The organism is Pedobacter sp. AC379 (assembly GCF_979258145.1).
In genome coordinates, this window is record NZ_OZ409839.1 from 5,598,503 (window position 1) to 5,618,636 (window position 20,134).

General features: G+C 39.9%; 18 protein-coding genes and 1 tRNA gene. 6 read left to right on the forward strand and 13 right to left on the reverse strand.

What is annotated here, in order from left to right:
• Positions 1-215: 215 nt before the first annotated feature.
• Together ACZZZW_RS24090 and ACZZZW_RS24095 are read right to left on the reverse strand one after the other, a co-directional pair.
• On the reverse strand, positions 216-875 hold the full coding sequence (locus tag ACZZZW_RS24090) for a GDSL-type esterase/lipase family protein (RefSeq protein WP_055903163.1): 660 nt from the start codon (positions 873-875) through the stop codon (positions 216-218).
• A 479-nt stretch (positions 876-1,354) separates the two neighbouring features.
• Entirely contained in the window at positions 1,355-3,475 is a 2,121-nt protein-coding gene (locus ACZZZW_RS24095; protein ID WP_463497282.1) for an FUSC family protein, read from the reverse strand.
• Positions 3,476-3,582: 107 nt separating this feature from the next.
• Between ACZZZW_RS24095 and ACZZZW_RS24100 the strand changes: the two genes are divergently transcribed.
• Complete coding sequence (locus tag ACZZZW_RS24100; RefSeq protein ID WP_463497285.1) at positions 3,583-3,774, forward strand: hypothetical protein; 192 nt, start codon at positions 3,583-3,585, stop codon at positions 3,772-3,774.
• Between the two features lie 57 nt (positions 3,775-3,831).
• On the opposite strand, the gene ACZZZW_RS24105 is transcribed toward ACZZZW_RS24100, so the two are convergent.
• A tRNA-Lys gene (locus ACZZZW_RS24105) sits at positions 3,832-3,904 on the reverse strand.
• 48 nt (positions 3,905-3,952) lie between these two features.
• On the opposite strand from ACZZZW_RS24105, the gene ACZZZW_RS24110 reads away from it, so the two are divergent.
• The gene (locus ACZZZW_RS24110; RefSeq protein WP_463497288.1) at positions 3,953-4,327 is read left to right on the forward strand and encodes a hypothetical protein; all 375 of its coding nucleotides are present in this window, start codon (positions 3,953-3,955) and stop codon (positions 4,325-4,327) included.
• A gap of 612 nt (positions 4,328-4,939) precedes the next feature.
• Here the strand turns inward: ACZZZW_RS24110 and ACZZZW_RS24115 are convergent.
• From ACZZZW_RS24115 to ACZZZW_RS24135, 5 genes are all read right to left on the reverse strand, one after another.
• Complete coding sequence (locus ACZZZW_RS24115) at positions 4,940-5,518, reverse strand: dihydrofolate reductase family protein (protein WP_463497291.1); 579 nt, start codon at positions 5,516-5,518, stop codon at positions 4,940-4,942.
• Positions 5,519-6,224: 706 nt separating this feature from the next.
• Positions 6,225-6,587: a hypothetical protein gene (locus tag ACZZZW_RS24120; protein ID WP_463497294.1), complete on the reverse strand. Its 363-nt coding sequence runs from the start codon at positions 6,585-6,587 to the stop codon at positions 6,225-6,227.
• Positions 6,588-6,697: 110 nt separating this feature from the next.
• Positions 6,698-9,145, reverse strand: coding sequence for a TonB-dependent receptor domain-containing protein (locus ACZZZW_RS24125; RefSeq protein WP_463497297.1), 2,448 nt, complete (start codon positions 9,143-9,145; stop codon positions 6,698-6,700).
• 113 nt (positions 9,146-9,258) lie between these two features.
• Complete coding sequence (locus ACZZZW_RS24130; RefSeq protein ID WP_463497299.1) at positions 9,259-10,998, reverse strand: PspC domain-containing protein; 1,740 nt, start codon at positions 10,996-10,998, stop codon at positions 9,259-9,261.
• A 14-nt stretch (positions 10,999-11,012) separates the two neighbouring features.
• Positions 11,013-11,348 carry a PadR family transcriptional regulator gene (locus tag ACZZZW_RS24135; RefSeq protein WP_055903176.1) on the reverse strand — a complete coding sequence of 112 codons (336 nt, stop codon included), beginning with the start codon at positions 11,346-11,348 and terminating at the stop codon, positions 11,013-11,015.
• Positions 11,349-11,783: 435 nt separating this feature from the next.
• On the opposite strand from ACZZZW_RS24135, the gene ACZZZW_RS24140 reads away from it, so the two are divergent.
• On the forward strand, positions 11,784-13,238 hold the full coding sequence (locus ACZZZW_RS24140; RefSeq protein WP_463497303.1) for an amino acid permease: 1,455 nt from the start codon (positions 11,784-11,786) through the stop codon (positions 13,236-13,238).
• Between the two features lie 205 nt (positions 13,239-13,443).
• The gene (locus ACZZZW_RS24145) at positions 13,444-13,608 is read left to right on the forward strand and encodes a hypothetical protein (protein WP_157255310.1); all 165 of its coding nucleotides are present in this window, start codon (positions 13,444-13,446) and stop codon (positions 13,606-13,608) included.
• Positions 13,609-13,623: 15 nt separating this feature from the next.
• Here ACZZZW_RS24145 and ACZZZW_RS24150 read toward each other — a convergent pair whose 3' ends face one another.
• The 4 genes from ACZZZW_RS24150 to ACZZZW_RS24165 form a co-directional block, all read right to left on the reverse strand.
• Positions 13,624-14,520, reverse strand: a complete 897-nt coding sequence (locus tag ACZZZW_RS24150; RefSeq protein WP_055903181.1) for an NAD(P)/FAD-dependent oxidoreductase — start codon at positions 14,518-14,520, stop codon at positions 13,624-13,626.
• Between the two features lie 74 nt (positions 14,521-14,594).
• The gene (locus ACZZZW_RS24155; RefSeq protein ID WP_055903182.1) at positions 14,595-15,221 is read right to left on the reverse strand and encodes a class I SAM-dependent methyltransferase; all 627 of its coding nucleotides are present in this window, start codon (positions 15,219-15,221) and stop codon (positions 14,595-14,597) included.
• Positions 15,222-15,300: 79 nt separating this feature from the next.
• Positions 15,301-16,212, reverse strand: a complete 912-nt coding sequence (locus tag ACZZZW_RS24160) for a UbiA prenyltransferase family protein (RefSeq protein ID WP_055903184.1) — start codon at positions 16,210-16,212, stop codon at positions 15,301-15,303.
• 120 nt (positions 16,213-16,332) lie between these two features.
• Positions 16,333-17,670, reverse strand: a complete 1,338-nt coding sequence (locus ACZZZW_RS24165; protein ID WP_055903186.1) for a DUF3472 domain-containing protein — start codon at positions 17,668-17,670, stop codon at positions 16,333-16,335.
• 49 nt (positions 17,671-17,719) lie between these two features.
• Here ACZZZW_RS24165 and ACZZZW_RS24170 point away from each other — a divergent pair, with 49 nt between their 5' ends.
• The gene (locus ACZZZW_RS24170) at positions 17,720-17,923 is read left to right on the forward strand and encodes a hypothetical protein (protein ID WP_055903188.1); all 204 of its coding nucleotides are present in this window, start codon (positions 17,720-17,722) and stop codon (positions 17,921-17,923) included.
• A 142-nt stretch (positions 17,924-18,065) separates the two neighbouring features.
• Entirely contained in the window at positions 18,066-18,485 is a 420-nt protein-coding gene (locus tag ACZZZW_RS24175; RefSeq protein ID WP_055903298.1) for a VOC family protein, read from the forward strand.
• A gap of 237 nt (positions 18,486-18,722) precedes the next feature.
• Here the strand turns inward: ACZZZW_RS24175 and ltrA are convergent, their stop codons facing one another.
• Positions 18,723-19,997, reverse strand: coding sequence for a group II intron reverse transcriptase/maturase (ltrA, locus tag ACZZZW_RS24180; protein ID WP_463492318.1), 1,275 nt, complete (start codon positions 19,995-19,997; stop codon positions 18,723-18,725).
• Positions 19,998-20,134 lie beyond the last annotated feature (137 nt).

Sequence of the window (20,134 nt, forward strand, 5' to 3'; positions counted from 1 at the left end):
TGGGAGCATGATGTCAGTAGTGATGGGTTTGTTCCTGTCCCGCTTTTACTGCAAGTCCTCAATCGTGCCTCGCTCCGGGCTTTCCGTGCAATCGGGGCTAATTAACATTAGGCAGTGCAGTAAAACCTGGTTTTTAATAGGCCTGAGCCAATATGTTTCATCTTCAAAAATTCTTTTCATCACCTAAGCACTATAAATAACACGGCAAGAAAATGTTATTTTAATAAATGTGGCTCAACGGCTTTTCGCCAGATGGCATAGCCTGTAGCGTTCATGTGCAACATATCCCCTACAAATAGCTCTGGCCTGAGTTTGCCATCTTTAGTCAGCATCGGCTTATATACATCAACAAATTTCGTATTGGCTTCAGTTGATAAATACTTTTTAATCAATGCATTCGAGGTTACTGCTTTATCTTTAAACTTCTCTCTGCTCGGACTAGGCTTAATCGATATATAAACAATCGGTACCGTTGGCAATTTTGCCCTAATGCCCTGGTACAAACGGATGGTTCTGTTTAAAACCGTATCAGGTGTTACTTTATCATTTACCAAATCGTTCTCACCCACATAAAGTACGATCTGTTTAGGTTGGTATGGAAAAACTATATCGTTTAAATAGAAAGTAATATCATTTATTACAGCACCACCAATACCGCGGTTTAAGGCATTGTATTTAGCAAAAACCTGTGTACAATCATCCCATTTGCGAATTGATGAACTGCCTACAAACAATACGGGGTTTACCGGCGCCTTATACATCTGATCGTACTTTTTAATGGTTTGCACATCATCCCAAAAATTGGGTTTCGTTTGGGCAAATGCAGTAAGGGTTATTAATGAGAGCAGAAACAGGGTAACAAATATTTTTTTCATACTATGTAGGGATGTATTATAATGGGCACAATATACCAATATCCTCATTTCTATAAACCAATCAATCAAATTTATTACGGCGGATAAAGCAAGTATGGATTACTTTGCATTCTTAAAGGAATTATTTTCGCATTGCAAATGCGTACCTCTAAAATCCTCGTTACAAACGAGGACTATTTAAGGCTTTTAACCAACAGATTTACACAGAAAACAGTTTTTGCCACCGAAACACAGAAAGCACGGAGAATTCATGGATGATCATACTACATCGTCCTCGTTTGTAACGAGTATGTGCGAGTAAAGCGATTTTATCGCACTTAAATGAATTATTTTCGCATTGCAAATGCGTACTTCTAAAATCCTCGTTACAAACGAGGACTATTTAAGTATTCATTTCCTTAAAATCATACCTCTCATATTGATTTTAAGGAAATAAATTACTCCTCAAACTGATACTTGTTAACGAAAATTAAACCCAACTATCCCCTAAAACAAGCACTATACTTACTAAAATCAAATGATAACGATGCAATGTGCGCCAGCTTCTGCTTGGTAGAGTGATCATCATGATCGGGAACCACAACATCAGCATCACTTTGCAAACCAACTCCATCGCTTAGGTTATTCATAATCCGCTTAACCAATAATGGGTCGGCTTGTTCAGGTTTATGGTTTATAGAAAGATATATTGAAGTGATAATTGCATTAATTTGGTAAATGGTTGATTGTATGCCGTACAGACCGTTAAAATCAATATGTTTCCGCATCGGTTCCTGACTGGCCGATTCTATAGCCTCACTTAAGGCCGATAAACTGAGGTTGGCATTTTTGCGCGCCATCCGCGATATGTTTTCGCCCAGGTTTTCTTTACTTTCTATCGCTACCTGCAAATAATTTAGCGTATCTGTAGTAGCCCTGCTTATTTTTGCTTTTAACTGGCGGCTATCCCATATGGGAAAAAGATAGGTAGCAAAAATTGCAATCACACACCCCCAAACGGTAAACATAATCCTATCGTGCACAATATGATCGAAATGCCCCTGGTAACTGCCCAGCGTTAAAATAACCGCGGGGGTAATAAACAGCACGCTTATGGTATAATTTAGACGGTTAAAAGCATAAAAACCGAGCAGAAAAATCACTGAAAAAGAGAGCAACACTGCAGGGCTCTTTATAAAATATACAATTACCAGCCCGATAACCACGCCACCTAAACTGCCCTTTAAACGTTGCAGGTTCCGTTTCCAGGTGATTGAGAATTTAGGGCGCGCCACAATTACCAGGGTAAGAAAAAGCCAGTAACTGTACTTACTCGGCTCTAACTGCCATATTAATAGGAAACCAAACAGAAAACAGATGGCCAAACGCAACGAAAACCTAAAAATGGGCGATTTTAAGGTTAGGTGTTCCTTTATCGTAAAACGATCGCCGGTAATAAATAACGGATAGGAAATACCGCCACTTAACTCTTGCAGGTGTTGGGCCGCTGTATGCTCATTGCCTCTTATCATTTCGATAATACGCACAATATCGTTCATGTTCGAAACCACTTTTAACACCATTTTACGTTGGGTTTCATTCAGCTGCTCCATTTGCTGCAACAATAACAGTCGTTTTTGGTAATATGATATATTGGTTGCTACCTCGCCCTTGTAAGCTTTAGCCGAGCGTACATGCCTGCCCAAATGTTCTAGCTCTTGTGCCAAAAGTTTTATCAGTGCGGCAATCAGTTTTAAACTTGGGCCTGTTGCCAGGGTATTCCTCACTAAAACATAATCGTAATGTACGGCATTTAGCTGCTCGTATAAATCGATCAATAACCTGGCCCGCTCCAGCAGCAACCGCCCTTTGGGGTTGTTGGGGTTCATGGCGTACTTATCAGTAAGCAGCAAATTGCGGATCAATTCATGTTTCTGGTTTACTTTTATATGCAGTTTTATAGCTTCTTTCTGTTGCAGATCGAGCGGTATATCTACATCGTAATTTTTCGCCTTTGCATTTAAAAACTGGGCACTGCTCATCAAACATTCAAAAATAGCATGGTGAAGCGAGCGGTAAGGCCGCAGCAAAATCTGGATTAAACTGATTACATAATACCAAATACCACCAATTAGCATATAACTGCTAAAATAGAGCGGCCTGGCCGGGTGCAGCCCCATTACAAAGGTGCAAACAATGAGCGCCATGGTGCCAATGAGCGAAAGTTTTTGCCCGTACACGGCAAACATCGAAAAGCTGAAAGCTGCAATTACAACAACTATTGCGGTAAGGTAGAAGTGGGCTAAAACCATCGAAACCACCAGCGTAGTGGCAAAAAATACGATGATACTGGAGAGGGCTGTTTTTAATTTATTCAGGCGGTTATCGGGCAAATCGGTTAAACTGATTAGCAGCGCACCCACCCCTATACCTTTAGCGGCCTCGGGGTTGCCAAGGTAAAAGAATAATATAATGGGCAATACCACGGTAATGGTGGTACGCAGTGCATCAGAAAAATACTCGCCTAAAAAGAAATACGAAATGGCAGAGCCGATGCTGTTTTTGCCCATGAACAATATTGATGAATAAACCTCAGTTAGAAAGCCGCAAATGTACAGCATTATAATGAATGCATACAGCACAATCGTAAAACCGATCAGGCAACATTTAAAACATTAAAACAATTCGGATTAAAAATGATTGTATTTATACACCAATACCATTTTATATGAAAACGAAATTAATCATTTTAGTAACTGCATTTGGTTTAAGCTTGGCAGCTTGTACTGGTAAAAAAGCCGATCAGGAGAATGCAGACAGCATGAGTAAATATACTGATACCACTAAAGCTGTTGATAGTGCAAGTACGGATGCAATTACAGATTCGACCACGAATGCTCCTGCTGACGCAAAAAACTAAAGAAAATAACAAACAACTAGCGCTCATGCTGAAAAGTATGGGCGTTTTTTTATGGAGTGACCCCTCAGGGGTTCGAACCCTGGACCCACAGATTAAGAGTCTGTTGCTCTACCAACTGAGCTAAGAAGTCTGGTTAATTAAATACAGGTAAAAAAGGGATTAGTAATTATATTTTGCGTTGCAGAAGTTACAGATTACCAGCTATTATAATCAGTTTCCGCTATCACCGCTAAGTCAAGTGGATTATACGCAGTTCATTAACAATCAATTTGCAGCCTCGGATGTGATTAAAAAAAACAAGCTATATACCAAAGTAGAGGTGAGCACGATTGTAGAAAAGGATGGCACTGTTTCTAAATACGCAGTAAAAGGAACAGGCACCGAGGCCATGAAAAACGAAATAGTAAGAATCCTTAAACTCTTGCCAAAAAACACCCTCGGTACTAGAGATGGGCAAGCGGCCAGGTTTCGGCTACACCTTCTTTTGAGTTTAAATATGAATAAAGGTTGCGCCAGCACTTCAGCATTAGGATTCCCGCATGCGCGAGAATGACGACCGCCACTTTGCTTTTTCGCCCATTACTTCGAATCTTCTAATGCAGATTATGTTGGTACACGCAGATTTTAGCGTTCGTCAGTCTGTGCGGAGTTGATAACCCACCCAACTTTGTGTTCTTCGCGACTTCTCTTGTGCTCTTTGTGGTTAAAAAAACTACGCATTTCAAAGATCTCTCCATTCCGCTGCGCTCCAGTCGAGATGACGATTTTTTTTCGGGTGAAATAATGGTCGTAATCGATAACCCACCCAGCTTTGTGTTATTCGCGCCTTCTCTTTGTGCTCTTTGTGGTTAAAAAAACTATGCATTCAAAAGATCTCTCCATTCCGCTGCGCTCCAGTCGAGATGACGATTTTTTTTCGAGTGCTAATAATGGTAGTGGTTGATAATCCACCCAGCTTTGTGTTCTTCTCGCCTTCTCTTTGTGTTCTTTGTGGTTAAAAAAACTACGCATTTAAAAGATCTCTCCATTCCGCTGCTCTCCAGTCTAGATGACGATTTTTTTTTGGGTGCAAATAATGGTGGTAATCGATAACCCACCCAGCTTTGTGTTCTTCGCGCCTTCTCTTTGTGCTCTTTGTGGTTAAAAAACCTGAGCTTTATTCAAACTATCCCTTTTGCAACTTACCTACATATTGGTAAGTATTAACCAACACCCCTGTTGATGTAGTTTTACAGCTTATAAACTCCAGTTGGCGGCCATCGGCTGTATCCAGAAAGAAACGTTTGCCTTGGCCAAGCAGTACAGGATATACCATTAGTATCAGCTCATCAACCAAGCCTTCGTTAAGCAGCAAAGCAATCACTGTCGAACTTCCCCATACAATCAGATCAGGTCCTTCGGTTAATTTAAGTTCGCGGATGGAGGCGGCAATGTCTACTCCTAAATCATTAAACGGTCCCCATTCCAGGCTGTTGGGCCTATGGGTGGCCACGTATTTGGTTGCCGTGTTCAGCGCATCGGCCATGGGGCTGTCGCCTGCTTTTGGCCAATATCCCGACCAGCTATCATAAGTTTTGCGGCCCAGCAGCAAATCGATGTGAGTGCCCTGTGCTTCCAATACAGCCGATAAACCATCAGCACATCTGTAAGGTGTTGTCCACCCGCTATATTCGAAACCTTCACCACTTTCATGCTGCATTACGCCATCAAGCGAAACATGTTCCATTATTTTAATCTTTCTCATTGTTATGTTTATATCTTGATGATAAAGTTACAACGGAAGGGCAACGCGTATGAGGGGCAATCATGACAATATAAAGGCGTTTTTATGACTATCCAAATCTGAACATAAGAAGATTATTATTTGATTATTAACTTAAATGGCCTTATATCTCTTATATGGATAATAATCAATCAACATAAAGCGGCTAAATCGCCACTTTGCTTATTCACCCATTACTTCGAATCTTCTCCCGAAGATTATGTTGGTACACGCAGATTTAATGTTCGTCAGTCTGAGCGGAGTTGATAACCCACCCAGCTTTGTGTTCTTTGCGCCTTCTCTTTGTGTTCTTTGTGGTTAAAAAACTATGCATTTAAAAGATCTCTCCATTCCGCTGCGCTCCAGTCGAGATGACGATTATTTTTCGGGTGCAAATAATGATGGTAATCGATAACCCACACAGCTTTGTGTTCTTTGCGCCTTCTCTTTGTGCTCTTTGTGGTTAAAAAACCTGAGCATTTCAAAGATCTCTCCATTCCGCTGCGCTCCAGTCGAGATGACGATTCTTTTTCGGGTGCAAATAATGGTGGTAAACGATAACCCACCCAGCTTTGTGTTCTTCGTGCCTACTCTTTGTGTTCTTTGCGGTTAAAAAAACTGAGCAATTAAAAGATCTCTCCATTCCGCTGCGCTCCAGTCGAGATGACGATTTTGCGTTTACACAGCCTTATTCCGTTAATTTCCGCTTGATTCCTTCTGTTAAGTTTTTCACTTTAATAAAGCCTGCTAAAGAACTGTTCCGTTTATCAAAATCGATTACTAACCAGCCTTTTTTGGCTTTAAGGTTAAACTTATCGCTGCCATTTAAGTTTACAAACAAATCGATATTCTGATCTAACGGAAGTTCGTTGTTCAGGGCACTATCAAGGTATTTCTCCAGCTTACCTGTTTTGCTTTCGTTGTACTTTGCTTCAAATTTAAAGTCGGTATTGTTATCTATCGTACTAATAGATAGGTTTCCTCCACCATTGTGGCATCCGAAACTTAAAACGATAACTAAAATTGCGATACTGTATATTATTTTTTTCATGTTGTTAATTGATTAATTGTTTTTCATCCCCTAGCCCCCCTCAAAGAGCGACAAATTCTTCGCGGGTGGCTCAAACTCCCAGCTCCAAACTCCAAACTCCCACCTCAACACTACCCCCCGGCTCTGCCCTTCATATCATCCGTAGCTGTATTTCTTGATCGTGCTGATTTCACATTCTGATTTCCGAAGTTATAGCTGATGCTGAAATTTGCCCTTCTGCTGGTGTAATGGTTCACTACATTCATGTTAATGTTCTGGTAAACCAGTTTTCCTTCCCAATGGTTGGTGAGCAAAATATCATCCATATTTAATCGCAGTTTAAGTTTTTTATCAATCAGGGTTTTCTGTATTCCGGCATTTAAAGCACCCTGGTAATTGGTTGTTTGCTCTACACCGTTAACCCGTGGCGAGTTAAGCCAGGCGCTAATTTCAAAACTAAAATTTTGAGGCAAGGTAAAAGAGTTAGAAGTATAAAGGTTTACCGCAGCTTTACCCGCGCTATAGGCTGCCCCTTCTATGTTGCCATCAGTGAATTTATTGTAATAAACGCTTACATTGTTCTGCATGTTCCACCATTTGGTAACTTTAACCGGTACATTTATATCGGCCGAATAATTTTGTGAGCGACCAAGGTTCTCGCGGATTACACTGATTACCCTTGTGGCATCATCCTGTTTACTGATCTGCGTAATCATATCTTTAGTATTCGAATAATTTAGCGAGAACGAAAATTCTTTATAGCTGTAGCTAATCTGATAATTATCAGTAAACTGAGGTTTAAGGTAAGGGTTGCCCTGATCAACCGCTAACGGATCCAGATAAAAAACAAATGGATTAAGTTGTTGGTAATTCGGGCGATCTACCCTTCTGCCATAAGAATAACGGATGTTGTTGTTTTCATTAAGTTTTTGGTTAACAAACACCGTTGGGAAGAGTGAAAGGTAATTGCGGTCTACTTCCTTTTGGTCGGTAACCGAAGTACCGTTTGAGTGTGTATGTTCTGCACGCAGGCCAAGCTGTATCTGCCATACTTTCCACTCTTTGGAAAAGCTCCCATAAATGGCGTTGATGTTTTCTTTGTATACAAAATTGTTCGATTTACCCAAATCATTCTGCCATACCCCACCAATCAGCTGCTCCGAAATAAAATCGTTATTGGTAACCACATAACTACTTTTTAAACCCGCCTCCAACTTGGCCGTTTTAGAAAGTGGAAGTGTTAAATCTGTTTTTACAGCATATACACTAATCTCGGCATCGGTATTGTTTCTTAAAGTTGTTTTGTTGGTAGAGCTGCCACCGCTGTTTAAATAATTGGCCAAAAAGTTTTCATCCTTTTTATTGCTGAAGCCCGAATAATCCATATCAAAGGTTAAGCTCTTCCCTTTTTTATCGAAATCGTGTTTAATGTTAAAGTTTGCTGTTAAATTGCCTACCGGAGAGCTCGAATTGGCATCCTGTAATATATAACTGAGATTAGTTGCCCCATTTTGCACTGCATTAATGTTGGTATTGCTAAAATTGGTAAGCTTGTTGTTTACCGTATTGGCATCAAACATCACCCCAAAAACCGTTTTATCCGAAGCATAATAATCAGCACCGAGTTTAACCTGGTAACCAACACCCTTACTTTTGCGGTCGAAATTTTGCGTTAGCGCGCTGGCCAAACCTTCTGATAAAGTGCTTCGTGTTAAATACGTGTTGTTAAATTGAGCCTTCCTTGCCACGGTACCGTTGCCAAAAATATTCCATTTGCCCTGCCTGTGGTTTAAATTCAGGTTTACGCCGGCACGGTACAAATCGCTTGGTGAATCGGGCATAATCCCCTGCCCGCTGTTAACGCTCACAGTACCATTGGTACCGTATGCCTTGTTGCGTTTAAGTTTAATATTGATGATTCCGGCATTTCCGGCGGCATCATATTTGGCCGATGGATTGGTAATCAGTTCTATTGTGGCAATCTGATCGCTACTCATATTGCTTAACAAGGTTGTAATATCAGCACCTGACAGGAAATTGGCTTTCCCATCAATCATTACCATAATACCGCTTTTGTTGTTCAGTTTAATCTGGTCAGTCTGCCGATCTATCTGTACACCCGGTGCTTTCTCTAACACTTCTAAAGCGGTACCACCTGTGGCAATAATGCTGTTCTCTACATTCAGTACGGTTTTATCAATCTGATGTTCGATAAAAGGCTTTTTACCCTGAACGCTTACCTCTTTTAACTGTTTGGTTAAACTTTCTATGCCAATGGCGGGTAAATTTAAGTCTCCGTTAAGTGAAAAATGACCGGTCTTTTTACCTTTAAAACCTACAATCGAAACCGACAATACATACTCACCGTTTTTTAACTGGTCGATTACAAATGCGCCATCAATATTGGTTGATACACTTTTCACCACCGTAGTATCAGGGTAATTTAACACCCTTACAATGGCGAACGATACCGGTATGGTTTTTTCATCGACGATTTTGCCTGTAAGTGTATTTAATTTTTGGGCAAAAGAAGCCCCACATGCCATAAAGCATGCAATTAACGTTAATAATGTTTTCATGGTATCTTTTTTTTAGGTGTACTAGTCAACTCAAGTGAAGCGCCGCGAAATGGAGAGATCTGTATAAATAAATTTCTCGGTTGCGCTGCGCTCCGCTCAGAATGATGGAAATATTATTCGGGCTTTATCCCCAACTCTTCTTTTACTTCCCTTATCCTGTTCGATACAGAATCCTGAAATACGGTATCAGTAGGTTTATCCTTGTGCATAAGCTCCAAATTACTAAGCTCTTGTTCTAACTGTTGCTTTTTAATGGCTTCTTCTTTTAATTGCGCAACACATTTTAAACCATCTTCCGTCATGATCCAAACGGTGAAATCGTTGTGGTCATTTTCTGCGTTTTTGCAGTCCCAGGTCCAATAATTGTTTACGTAACGGTATGAATCTTCTTTTAAAATCAATTTTGTACCCACCGGAACTTCGAGTGTTAACCTTACTTCCTGGTTTCGCCAGATGCTTCCTTTTCGCAATTGAAACCTCGGACTAAAAATCAATTCCGCATCTTTTAAAGTATAGGTGTAACTGATGTTCTGTGCATTTTGCAATGCGCTTTGGAAGGTTTTGCCCTGCGATTCGTATTTCTGCGTTAAACGCGTTACGCTGGTTTCACTTTTTTCAATATTAATGCGGATGTGGTTAGGCGAAACAAACGGACCATCCTCAAAATCGTCTACTACAATCTGGTGGCGGTTATTGGCATCAATATGGTATGCCACACTATCTTCTTTACTAAAGTATTTGCTCTTATCAATGTTGATGGTATAGGCAGGGAAAGATTTAAGATCAACAGTTTGGGTTAACTCTGCGTGCTGTTTAAACTCCGACGATATTTTAGCCGCCTGATAACCCGCTATCGCCACACCAGCCAACCAGATAATCAGCAATGCAAACGACAGTGTTTTATTAATGGCCTGTTTGTTAAATGCAACCCGGATAGAGAATAGTACCAAAGCTAAAACCGGCACAAAACATACTATAAATGCGCCAAATAATATTACGCCCCTGTTGCCTTCATTAATGATGGAGAAAGGGAAGTACTCGTATATACTGGCATCCCAAAAACCCTGAAAAGCAGCTGCACTAATAATCAGTGTTAACAAAAACAGCACACCAAATACCACAATACAACCCGCAATTACTTTAAAAATTACTTTGCCTGTACCCGAAATAAAGCGGCCCAGCCATTCGAAAAACTCGCCGATAAAAATACCAAGACGGGCAAATATCGGTTGTGCATGTTTGTTTACCTCACCCAAACGTTCTTTAACAGCCAGCAGTTCTTCATCGAGGTTTTTTTGGAAGCCTTGCAGGTTTGCCGGCTCACCTTTCATTTCCATCCGCTCAATACGCGATTTTGCTTTTGGCATAATAATCCAAAGCAGCGCATACACCAAAATACCCGATCCACCAAGAAAAACAGTAAGCACGGTAGCCACTCTAATCCACTTCGGATCTGCGTTTACATAATGTGCTATACCCGCACAAACACCTGCAACAACGCGGTCGTCCATATCGCGGTAAAGTTTTTTCTCGGCATATTGCTGCTGGTAAGCATTGCTGATTACGGGTTCTTCCTCACCTGTTTCTGTGGTATCAAAATCCTGTACCTTGCCCATCTGCGCAATTACCGAGTTTACATTGGCCGAATCTACAACCTGTTTTTTCTGCTCTTCCAATTGCTCGGTTAACAGTTCAGCAATACGGTTTTCTATATCCGTTACAATTTCAAGGTCGTCTGCATGGTTGGCAAAATACTGTTTTACTTCGTTCAGGTAGGCCTTTAAAAGTTCGTAAGCACTTTCTTCAATATGAATAATCGTGTTTCCTATATTTATGATGATGGTCTTTTCCATTTCTTTTTTACTAATTATGAATTGGCTCCTTTTTGTGAAATACCTACAGCATAAGCCAGCTCCTGCCAGGTTTGATCTAATTGTGATAAAATTCCCCGACCATCTTCGGTTAAGGTATAATATTTACGCGGTGGGCCTGAGGTAGATTCTACCCAGTTGTAGCTTAACAAACCATTGTTTTTAAGCCTGGTTAATAATGGATATAATGTACCCTCAACCACCAATAGCTTTGCCGCCCTTAATTCGGCAATAATATCCGAAGCATAAATTTCGCCCCGTGAGATGATTGATAAAACACAGTATTCCAGAATTCCTTTCCGCATTTGTGTTTGCGTATTTTCTGCTATCATATAACAAAGATATATGTTTTATATACTACCATGCAATACATAGTACTAAAATAAATTAAAGTAAATATATAAATCGCTGATAATAAGCGATATAATTTTAAATTAAATTTTGCTTTCTGGAAATATTTCTGTAATCAACTATGTTTTTTACTCCTTTTTAGAAAAGAAAGTTCCTGTAATCATTCGGTTTTTGCAGTCCTGCGCTCACCTATAATCCCGATTTATATCCTTATTCAAACTCAAATATTCTGATAAAATTGGGAGCTATCTGGTTCGATCAGGTTTACCAGTTAAAGGGTGGTGCTGCTATTTATGGCTCGCAGACAATACCTGAAAAATCAGATAGAACCAGTAGCTTTAAAAGGTTTATAATAATATATAAATACTATAGAATTAATATATTTTAATAATTTTACAGCTTCTTAACTTGTTTTCATGAAAAAATCTATTGCCAGCATTGTTGCAGAGGCGAACGAAAGCGGCGAAGGCACGCTTAAAAGAACTTTGGGCCCTATTAACCTCATTTTAATCGGGGTTGGCCTAACGCTTGGTGCAGGCTTATTTTCTATAACCGGCCTGGCAGCTGCCAATCATTCGGGGCCGGCGGTAACCTTATCTTTTGTTATTGCTGCGCTGGGCTGTGGTTTTGCAGCATTATGTTATGCCGAATTTGCATCCATGATCCCTGTAGCAGGCAGTGCTTATACCTATTCATACGCTACCATGGGCGAACTGTTTGCATGGATTATCGGTTGGGACCTGGTGTTGGAGTATTCTGTGGGTTGTGCTACGGTGGCCATCAGCTGGTCGCAGTATTTAACCAGGTTTTTAGCCAGTTTGCACATTTACCTGCCTCCCCAGCTTACTTTATCCCCTTTTGAAACCGCGAAACTTGCCGATGGCTCTACCGTTAGCGGCATTATTAACATCCCCGCAGCATTAGTGGTGGTATTGATGACGGCAATATTAATCCGAGGCACCAAAGGCTCTGCAATAGTAAACGGGATAATTGTATTTTTAAAAGTTGGTGTGGTATTGGTGTTCATTGCCCTGGGTTGGCAATATATCGATCCTGCAAATTATCATCCCTACATCCCCGAAAATACAGGCACATTTGGTCAGTTCGGTTGGAGTGGTGTATTGCGTGGTGCAGGGCTTGTTTTCTTTGTGTTTATTGGTTTTGATGCAGTGGCTGCATCGGCCCAGGAAACAAAAAACCCCGCAAGAGATTTACCGATCGGTATTATTGGCTCTTTAGTAGTGTGTACCGTTTTATTCGGCCTTTTTGGGCACGTAATGACTGGTTTGGCCAATTATAAAGAATTTGCCAATAGTGGCGCACCAGTTGCCATAGCGATTGAAAAAACACCATACGCATGGTTAAGCCAGGCGATTATTTTGGCGATACTAATTGGTTATACATCTGTTATTTTAATCGATTTAATGGCACAATCCCGGATGTTTTATTCGATCAGTAAAGATGGTTTGTTGCCAAAGATGTTTTCGGATGTACATGCTAAATTTAAAACGCCTTACAAATCGAACCTGATTCTTTGCGTATTTATTGCGCTATTTGCTGCATTTGTACCCATGAATGTTGTTGGCGAAATGACGAGTATAGGCACTTTACTTGCTTTCTTAATGGTATGTGTGGGCATCCTCATTCTCAGAAAAACAGATCCAGAAGCTAAGCGTCCTTTCAAAGTGCCATTTGTGCCACTCATCCCGATTTTGGGCATTTTAACCTGCATTGCAATGATGGTATTTTTACCTTGGGAAACCTGGGTGCGACTTGCAGTTTGGTTAATTATTGGTTTAGCCATTTATTTCTGGTACGGTAAAAAGAACAGTAAGTTGACTGCGCGAGAAAAGCAAGCAGAGCACCTTTAACAGACATAATTATTATACACGAGCCCATTAAACTGTGCAATATTTTACACAGTCTAATGGGCTTACTTGTTTAGCACTCGCATTTACAACCGCATAAATATCAATTAAATAACAAAAAAATATAAGTTATTAACAATTAAACATTTTTCTCAGTTTTTGGCTTGGGATTTGTCTTAAGAAAATCAACCCTATTAAATTCATTGCTATGCTTATTAAATTAGACACATCAGTTTTCAAGCTGCACAGGCATAAAACAGAAACTGTACAAAAAACGGTTGCACCGCTTACAAGAGATCAATGGATTACTGCCGATAGAATTGTGATGGCAGCTATGTTTATTGCCACGATAGCAGGTGCGATTTTATTTTAAGTACCTGATGACCGATCAAAAATCTTCTGCAATCATTTCCTTATTCATCCATACTGCGGCCGTTGTTCCTGCTGCAGTAATGATTGATAGCGACCTGAATAATGTTGCACAATCTCCTGCCGCATAAACGCCATTGGCAGTTGTTTGCTGCTGCTCATCTACTTTAATCGTTTTTAAATCTGTTAAATCAAAACCAAGCTGCTCATCTAAATTCGAATGTTGCTCTACCTCAGGTTTCACATAGATCGCTTTTAACTTTAGTTTATCTCCATTTTTAAACATTACCGCTTCAAGATCACCATTTTGGTGCGCCAGGGCTTCAATTTCATTTTCTATTATTTCAATTGATTTTGCTTTTAGCATACTACGCTGTTCTACAGTTAAGCGCGATTTTCCGTTGGTTAAAACAGTTAAATCTTTATTCCAATGCCGTACGGTTTTGGCCATTTCGAAAGCATGGTCACCATTCATTAATAGTCCTATTTTTTCATTCCTGATTTCATAACCATGGCAATAAGGACAATGTACCGCAGAAATTGCCCAGCACTCAGCCAACCCTTTAATGTCAGGCAATACATCTTTGAGTCCTGTAGCCAACAAAATTTTTCTAGAGGTAAAATTTTCGCCTTTTTCTATTGCAACACTAAAACCACCATCAATACGCTTTGCGGAGTTAACCCTTGCCTCTAAAAATTTAACTGTTGGATATTTTAACACTTCTGCTCTTGCAGCTTTTGCGATATCTAGAGGCTTATCACCATCATGTGTTAAAAAATTATGCGAATGCGGGGTTTGCCGGTTGCAGGGTTGATTAGCATCGATTACCAAAACATTCCTTATTGCCCTGCCTAGGGTTAATGCGGCTGATAAACCGGCGTAACTGCCACCAATTATAATTACATCGAAATCCATATCTAATATATTTTAATACAAAGATCAGATTCTTGATGTTTAATGCAACAATATTGCATTAAATGAATGTCATTTTATTTTATGAAGATTGTTGCCTTGATAAAGCCTCCATAATACAGTCTTTCTGCCATAATCTGGTACTGGGCCTTCAAAAAAAATGGCTCCATATTGATAAGCTTATTGGCTTCTACAATGCCTAAAAGTTTAAAAAAGCTGTACATCGATTTGAGGATTAGCCATTTCCACCAGTTACCATTGGTTTTATTAAGCGAAAAATCTACTAAAAACCACAATCCATCCTTCTTGAGATAAATATTTAACTTTTCAAATACTTGTATGGCGCGTTGTTCGACAAAATTATCGAACAGAAAGGGGGTTAAAATTACATCATAAAGGAACTCGTTTTCAAATTCTTCAATACCGAGGTTAATAAATTCGACCTCATTATTTCTATAATCGCGTTTTTTGGAGCGTGCAATCATTTTGGCCGAAATTTCTATGTAAACAATTTTCAATCCGCTTGCATAAACTTTCCCAATTTCTTCTAATATCCAACCTGTTCCGCCTCCAACAATTAATACATTGCTTTTTTCGGGGAGATATTGAAGCTGATCGATCTGTGCATTAACCTGCGATTTAAAGAACACCAGCCTGCTTAAGGTATCGTAATGCGGGGCTATTTTATCGTAGTTGTTATCCATTGGTTAACTGTTTATACTTGATAATTGATTATTTGAACATACTACCGATCACTTATTAGCCGATTAAAACAATTAACCCTTATCGCACAAACTGCATTCCGATTATTCCACATATCGCTTTAAATAGAATTAGCCCATCAATTACCATCAGGTAATACAGTATATTTTTTCTGCGGTGCATAGAGTAAGCCACATAAATAGTTAGGATAAACGGCAGCACATTAAATAAAACCTGTGGCAAACCAAATCCTTTATAACTGGCAAATATACCAAGCGAAATTAGCCCAATTACCAGTAATGGAATCAGAATATTGAAAATTGTACGTCTTAAACCATAACGTACCACAAAAGTCCGAAGGTGCTTATTGGCATCAGTAGGATAATCTTTAATATCGAAAATTATTGCATTAACGGTACAGAACATCCAGTTTTTAATAAAAAGCCAGGTCCACAATACAGAATCATGGTAACCGATTCCAGTTTCTATTTTAAGCATAATTAAGGGCAGTACGTTTGCGCAACACGCCCATACAAAGCCGATAACAAAAGCCTTTAGCCATCCTGTATTGCGCAAATTGAACCTGAGGAAAGATTTGGGCAATAAGCCATAATATAATCCTCCGGCGGTAATGATAATTAATATTGCAACCCAATAACTAATTGGAAGCGCAAGAATATGATGAAAATTATGGTACAGAAGCTTTATTGCAAGCAGCATACAAATGATAAATAGTATGGCCTGACTCCAGTTTATAAATTGTTTATGCTTAAAATACCACTGATTGCGGGGATTGGTGCTTGATGGATTGGTGGAAACTTTATTATAAGCGTAAGTATAATAAATGGTTGGTGCCAGAAACAACAACAAATAATAATTTAAAGTGTTAAATGGCAACCTGAGCTGAAAAGTAGCTTCGAGGGTTAAAGCTACAGCCAGGAGCCCTACAAAGTAGTTTCCAAAGAATATGAACCTGATAATCTTATTGAGCATTTACCCCAGTTTTTCTGCAGGCAATTTCGGATATTATAATTGAATAAGATAAATAATTTATAGAGATTAATAAATTGCAAAACAGTATACATCAACCTGCTTTGCAATTTATTGTTACAGTTATGGAAGTGTGTTTAGGTTAACCGTTGGTGCGGTGCCTGTAGCGGTTCTGGTAAATGATTGGTTCGGGGTGACATAGTTGGCAAAAAAACCGCCATTTTGCAGATAAAATTTTCCACCAGAAACTCCTCCGGCAAAATCCATCCGCTGTTGGTTACCACCTGTAGCATCAACGGTGAAATTCGCAGTAGTAATTTCTGTCCAGCTGCCAGCCGCATTGCGTACCCATTGATTGTTGTACTGGGCTTTTCTACCGAGGTAACCATTTTTATCGTTAAAGTTTTCTAAGAAAGAGTACAACCCGGATAAATAACTGTTGGTATTTGGTTTTTTCCATGAAGCCATAAATGTCCAAACGCCCAATTCTGGCGCATAAAACCACGATGAATAAACGGTATTACCTGCCCCATCTGGTTTGCCTTGTGTTAAAAACTTATAGGTATTTCCGGCAACCCAATTGTAAATGAGGTAAGATTGACCGCCTTCTCCTTCTCCAGTAAAATTAGTTGCGGCAACATTAGTTCCTTTTCTGGTCCAGGTTGTGGTTCCGCCAGTAGGGTTCCATACAGAAAAAAGCATTCTGCGTTCCGTTGCCGAGTTAACCTGCATACCAAAATAGCCACCATCAAAGCCGTTTGCCATGTAATAACTTCCAATCTTATCTTCTCCTGTTGGCACTGTAACCTCATTGTAAAACCACTCTGTATTGGCTGGTGCAGAAAATCCTAAATGAACAGAAGGTCCTCTTCTAGACCAATAATAATTTGCAGGATCATTGGCATAATATACGTTTGAAGCTACCGCAGGCCCACTGATTACCAGATCGGAAACATCGGCAAAATAACTTCCTGTTTTGCTCAAACCTTGAAATTGAACAGTTACATAACCCGGCGTAGTGATATTTACCGTACCAACAGTATAAGTGGTATTGGCTGTTCCTGTAGCAGTTACGTTAAACGGTGTTCCGTTAATGGTAATTTTTAAAACACTTGTGCCACTGGGTACCGATGCCTTTACCGCAACGGTTAGCGAGCCTGTATTACCGATCCTGAAATAAGCCCTGAAAATACTGTTGGCATTGGTCCAGTTTGCCAGTTTGGTTGAAGTTACTGTTTCAGCACCGCCTGATGCCAGGGTGGTTACGTAAGCGTTGCCCCCCATCGAAACCGTAAGTGAGGTGCCACCAAGAGATTGAGTATTGGCAAGGCCAAACTTACCCTTTTGTAATAAGGATGCATCGTTTGCATCTTGTAGATTTTCCTGTTTTTTACAGGAACTGGTAAATAAAACCAGTCCCATTATAGCCAGGCCCGAAATTGATTTGATAATTTTTTTCATTGATTTGGTTGAGATTTATGGTTAGTAATGATGTATCAAACAAGGACTTATGCAACAAATTGCTTTCTCTAATTTAATGATGCGATGGGGCACTTCTAACAAAAAAACAAGCAAAAATCAACGCAAACGTTTGTTTTTAAAGCACTTAGGTTTTGCACAACTTCAACTAAATAATCTTGCTTTTGATGTATTAATACTACAACCTCATGCTATTCTGAAAAGGGTTAATTTTATGGGTTGTATTTTGATTTGAGAACGTTTAATCTGCGTGTTAAAAACATGAAATACATGCAATTGCAATCTATAATCAATCGTTTGTGTGAAGAAAAAATGTTTGATGAGAAATGAATTTCTGCTATCTTCAAACTAATAACCAGACCACTCAAATAAATTATATGGAAGAGCAAAAAAGCAGTTCAACTCCCGCAACAGATAATACTCCAAAAGTGACAGGAATAGGTGGTATTTTCTTTTTTTCAGAAAACCCACAGGAAACAAAAGATTGGTATGCAAAAAACTTGGGTTTTGAAATGAGTGCTTGGGGCACCACAAGTTTTGAAACAAGAAACCTCAACAATCCCGATGAAGTAGAATCGCTACAATGGAGCCCATTTAAACAAGGTGATGAATATTTTTCTCCATCCAAAAAGGAATTTATGATTAACTACAGGGTGCAGAATATCGAAAGCCTTGTGGAAAAACTTAAAGAAAATGGCGTAACCATCCTCGATGAAATTGCTACATATGATTATGGAAAATTTATCCATATTATGGATGCAGAAGGCAATAAGATTGAATTATGGGAGCCTAAATAAGATGCTGAAATAAATTCAGCAAGACGACGATATTATAGAAATTAGTTTGAAACAAAAAAGTCCTTCAGTAATTGAAGGACTTAAGTGGGAAATGATCCCGATTTCAATCGGGACGACCAATCGGTGTAATGGGCGCTCTAAACCAAAAATTTTAGGCAATCGAGTAAGAAGCAGGGAATTAGTTTCCCTGCTGTCTCCTCACACCACCGTACGTACCGTTCGGTATACGGCGGTTTGTTAGAATAACTTCGTTTGGTGTGTCGTTTTCCAATAGTAATAATTGGTAAATCCATCAAGTCCATGCCTCAAAAAGAACTTCTTGTCAAGGGTTGTAAGTAATATCGGGCTGTTTGCAGTCCTACAGTACCCCTTACGGGTATTGGCCAATTGATAGGCCCTTGATTTTACCAACCCCATCTTCATTAAATTCCGCGCTCTACCCGTTATACTCTTCCATTGCTTCCAAAGAACAATCCGCAGTCTGGTCCTCATCAACTCGTCCAGTCTGGTCATATGACTCTTTGCTTCTGCAATAGAGAAATAATTAACCCAACCATGAATGATTTCCTTAAGCGTTAATATTCTTTCTTGGAATGGAACTGGTTGGCTACGTTTAGTTTGCTCCCGGATTTTCTCCTTGATCGCTCTTAGAGATTTGGATGAAATTCGCATCTTCCATCCCTCTTTGCTACCATAGAATGAAAACCCGAGCAGACTACTTTGGCTTGGCCTGCTAACCTTACTTTTCTCCCTGTTAACCTTCAGTTTCAGGCAGTCTTCCAGATATACTGAAATACTTCTCATTACCCGGTGTCCTGATTTCCTGCTTCTTAGATAGATACTGCAATCATCAGCATATCGCACGAACCTGTGCCCACGCTCCTCGAGCTTAACATCGAGTTCGTGAAGGATAACATTTGATAGTAACGGACTTAATGGACTGCCTTGTGGCGTTCCTTCTTTTCTTGGGCTGACCAATCCATTCTCCATGATCCCCACACTCAAATAAAGACGAATAAGCTTCAATGTCCGCTTATCCTTTATCTTTACTGACAGCAGATGCATAAGTTTATCATGGTTTACCCGGTCAAAAAATTTGTCCAGGTCAAGTTCCACAATCCAGGTGTAACCTGTGTTAAGATATTCCTGAGCCTTTAACACTGCCTGATGGGCATTGCGATCTGGCCGGAAACCATAACTATCAGAGGAAAAGTCGCCCTCGTACTTGGGGCTCAGCCATTGAGAGATGGCCTGCTGGATCAACCGGTCAATGACCGTTGGGATGCCAAGCATCCTCTTACCACCACTGCCTTTGGGTATCTCTACCTTTCTTACAGCGTTCGGTCGGTAATGGCCTGATAAAATATCACTCCGTAATGCCTGCCAGTTAGCATTCAGGTAGTCGCGAAGTTCATCGGTCTGCATACCATCAATACCACCAGCACCCTTATTGGCAGTAACCTGCCTAAAGGCTCTTTGTACATTTCGGATGTCTAATATTTCTTCAAGCATAATACTAAAAAAAAACTCCTTCCCAGGCATTGTGTACATTGGTTGCACGGCTCGGCTCAGCTCCTCTTATAATTTACTCTCGGATTCCGTCCTACCCTCATATAAGCAGTTCTCTAATGTGGTTCCGCTGTAAACGC

Bases quoted from the DNA above. Each gene is read 5' to 3' on its own strand.
- ACZZZW_RS24090 (WP_055903163.1), bottom strand. From the start codon at position 875: ATGAAAAAAATATTTGTTACCCTGTTTCTGCTCTCATTAATAACCCTT.
- ACZZZW_RS24095 (WP_463497282.1), bottom strand. From the start codon at position 3,475: ATGCTGTACATTTGCGGCTTTCTAACTGAGGTTTATTCATCAATATTG.
- ACZZZW_RS24100 (WP_463497285.1), top strand. From the start codon at position 3,583: ATGAAAACGAAATTAATCATTTTAGTAACTGCATTTGGTTTAAGCTTG.
- ACZZZW_RS24115 (WP_463497291.1), bottom strand. From the start codon at position 5,518: ATGAGAAAGATTAAAATAATGGAACATGTTTCGCTTGATGGCGTAATG.
- ACZZZW_RS24120 (WP_463497294.1), bottom strand. From the start codon at position 6,587: ATGAAAAAAATAATATACAGTATCGCAATTTTAGTTATCGTTTTAAGT.
- ACZZZW_RS24125 (WP_463497297.1), bottom strand. From the start codon at position 9,145: ATGAAAACATTATTAACGTTAATTGCATGCTTTATGGCATGTGGGGCT.
- ACZZZW_RS24130 (WP_463497299.1), bottom strand. From the start codon at position 10,998: ATGGAAAAGACCATCATCATAAATATAGGAAACACGATTATTCATATT.
- ACZZZW_RS24135 (WP_055903176.1), bottom strand. From the start codon at position 11,348: ATGATAGCAGAAAATACGCAAACACAAATGCGGAAAGGAATTCTGGAA.
- ACZZZW_RS24140 (WP_463497303.1), top strand. From the start codon at position 11,784: ATGAAAAAATCTATTGCCAGCATTGTTGCAGAGGCGAACGAAAGCGGC.
- ACZZZW_RS24145 (WP_157255310.1), top strand. From the start codon at position 13,444: ATGCTTATTAAATTAGACACATCAGTTTTCAAGCTGCACAGGCATAAA.
- ACZZZW_RS24150 (WP_055903181.1), bottom strand. From the start codon at position 14,520: ATGGATTTCGATGTAATTATAATTGGTGGCAGTTACGCCGGTTTATCA.
- ACZZZW_RS24155 (WP_055903182.1), bottom strand. From the start codon at position 15,221: ATGGATAACAACTACGATAAAATAGCCCCGCATTACGATACCTTAAGC.
- ACZZZW_RS24160 (WP_055903184.1), bottom strand. From the start codon at position 16,212: ATGCTCAATAAGATTATCAGGTTCATATTCTTTGGAAACTACTTTGTA.
- ACZZZW_RS24165 (WP_055903186.1), bottom strand. From the start codon at position 17,670: ATGAAAAAAATTATCAAATCAATTTCGGGCCTGGCTATAATGGGACTG.
- ACZZZW_RS24170 (WP_055903188.1), top strand. From the start codon at position 17,720: ATGCAACAAATTGCTTTCTCTAATTTAATGATGCGATGGGGCACTTCT.
- ACZZZW_RS24175 (WP_055903298.1), top strand. From the start codon at position 18,066: ATGGAAGAGCAAAAAAGCAGTTCAACTCCCGCAACAGATAATACTCCA.
- ltrA (WP_463492318.1), bottom strand. From the start codon at position 19,997: ATGCTTGAAGAAATATTAGACATCCGAAATGTACAAAGAGCCTTTAGG.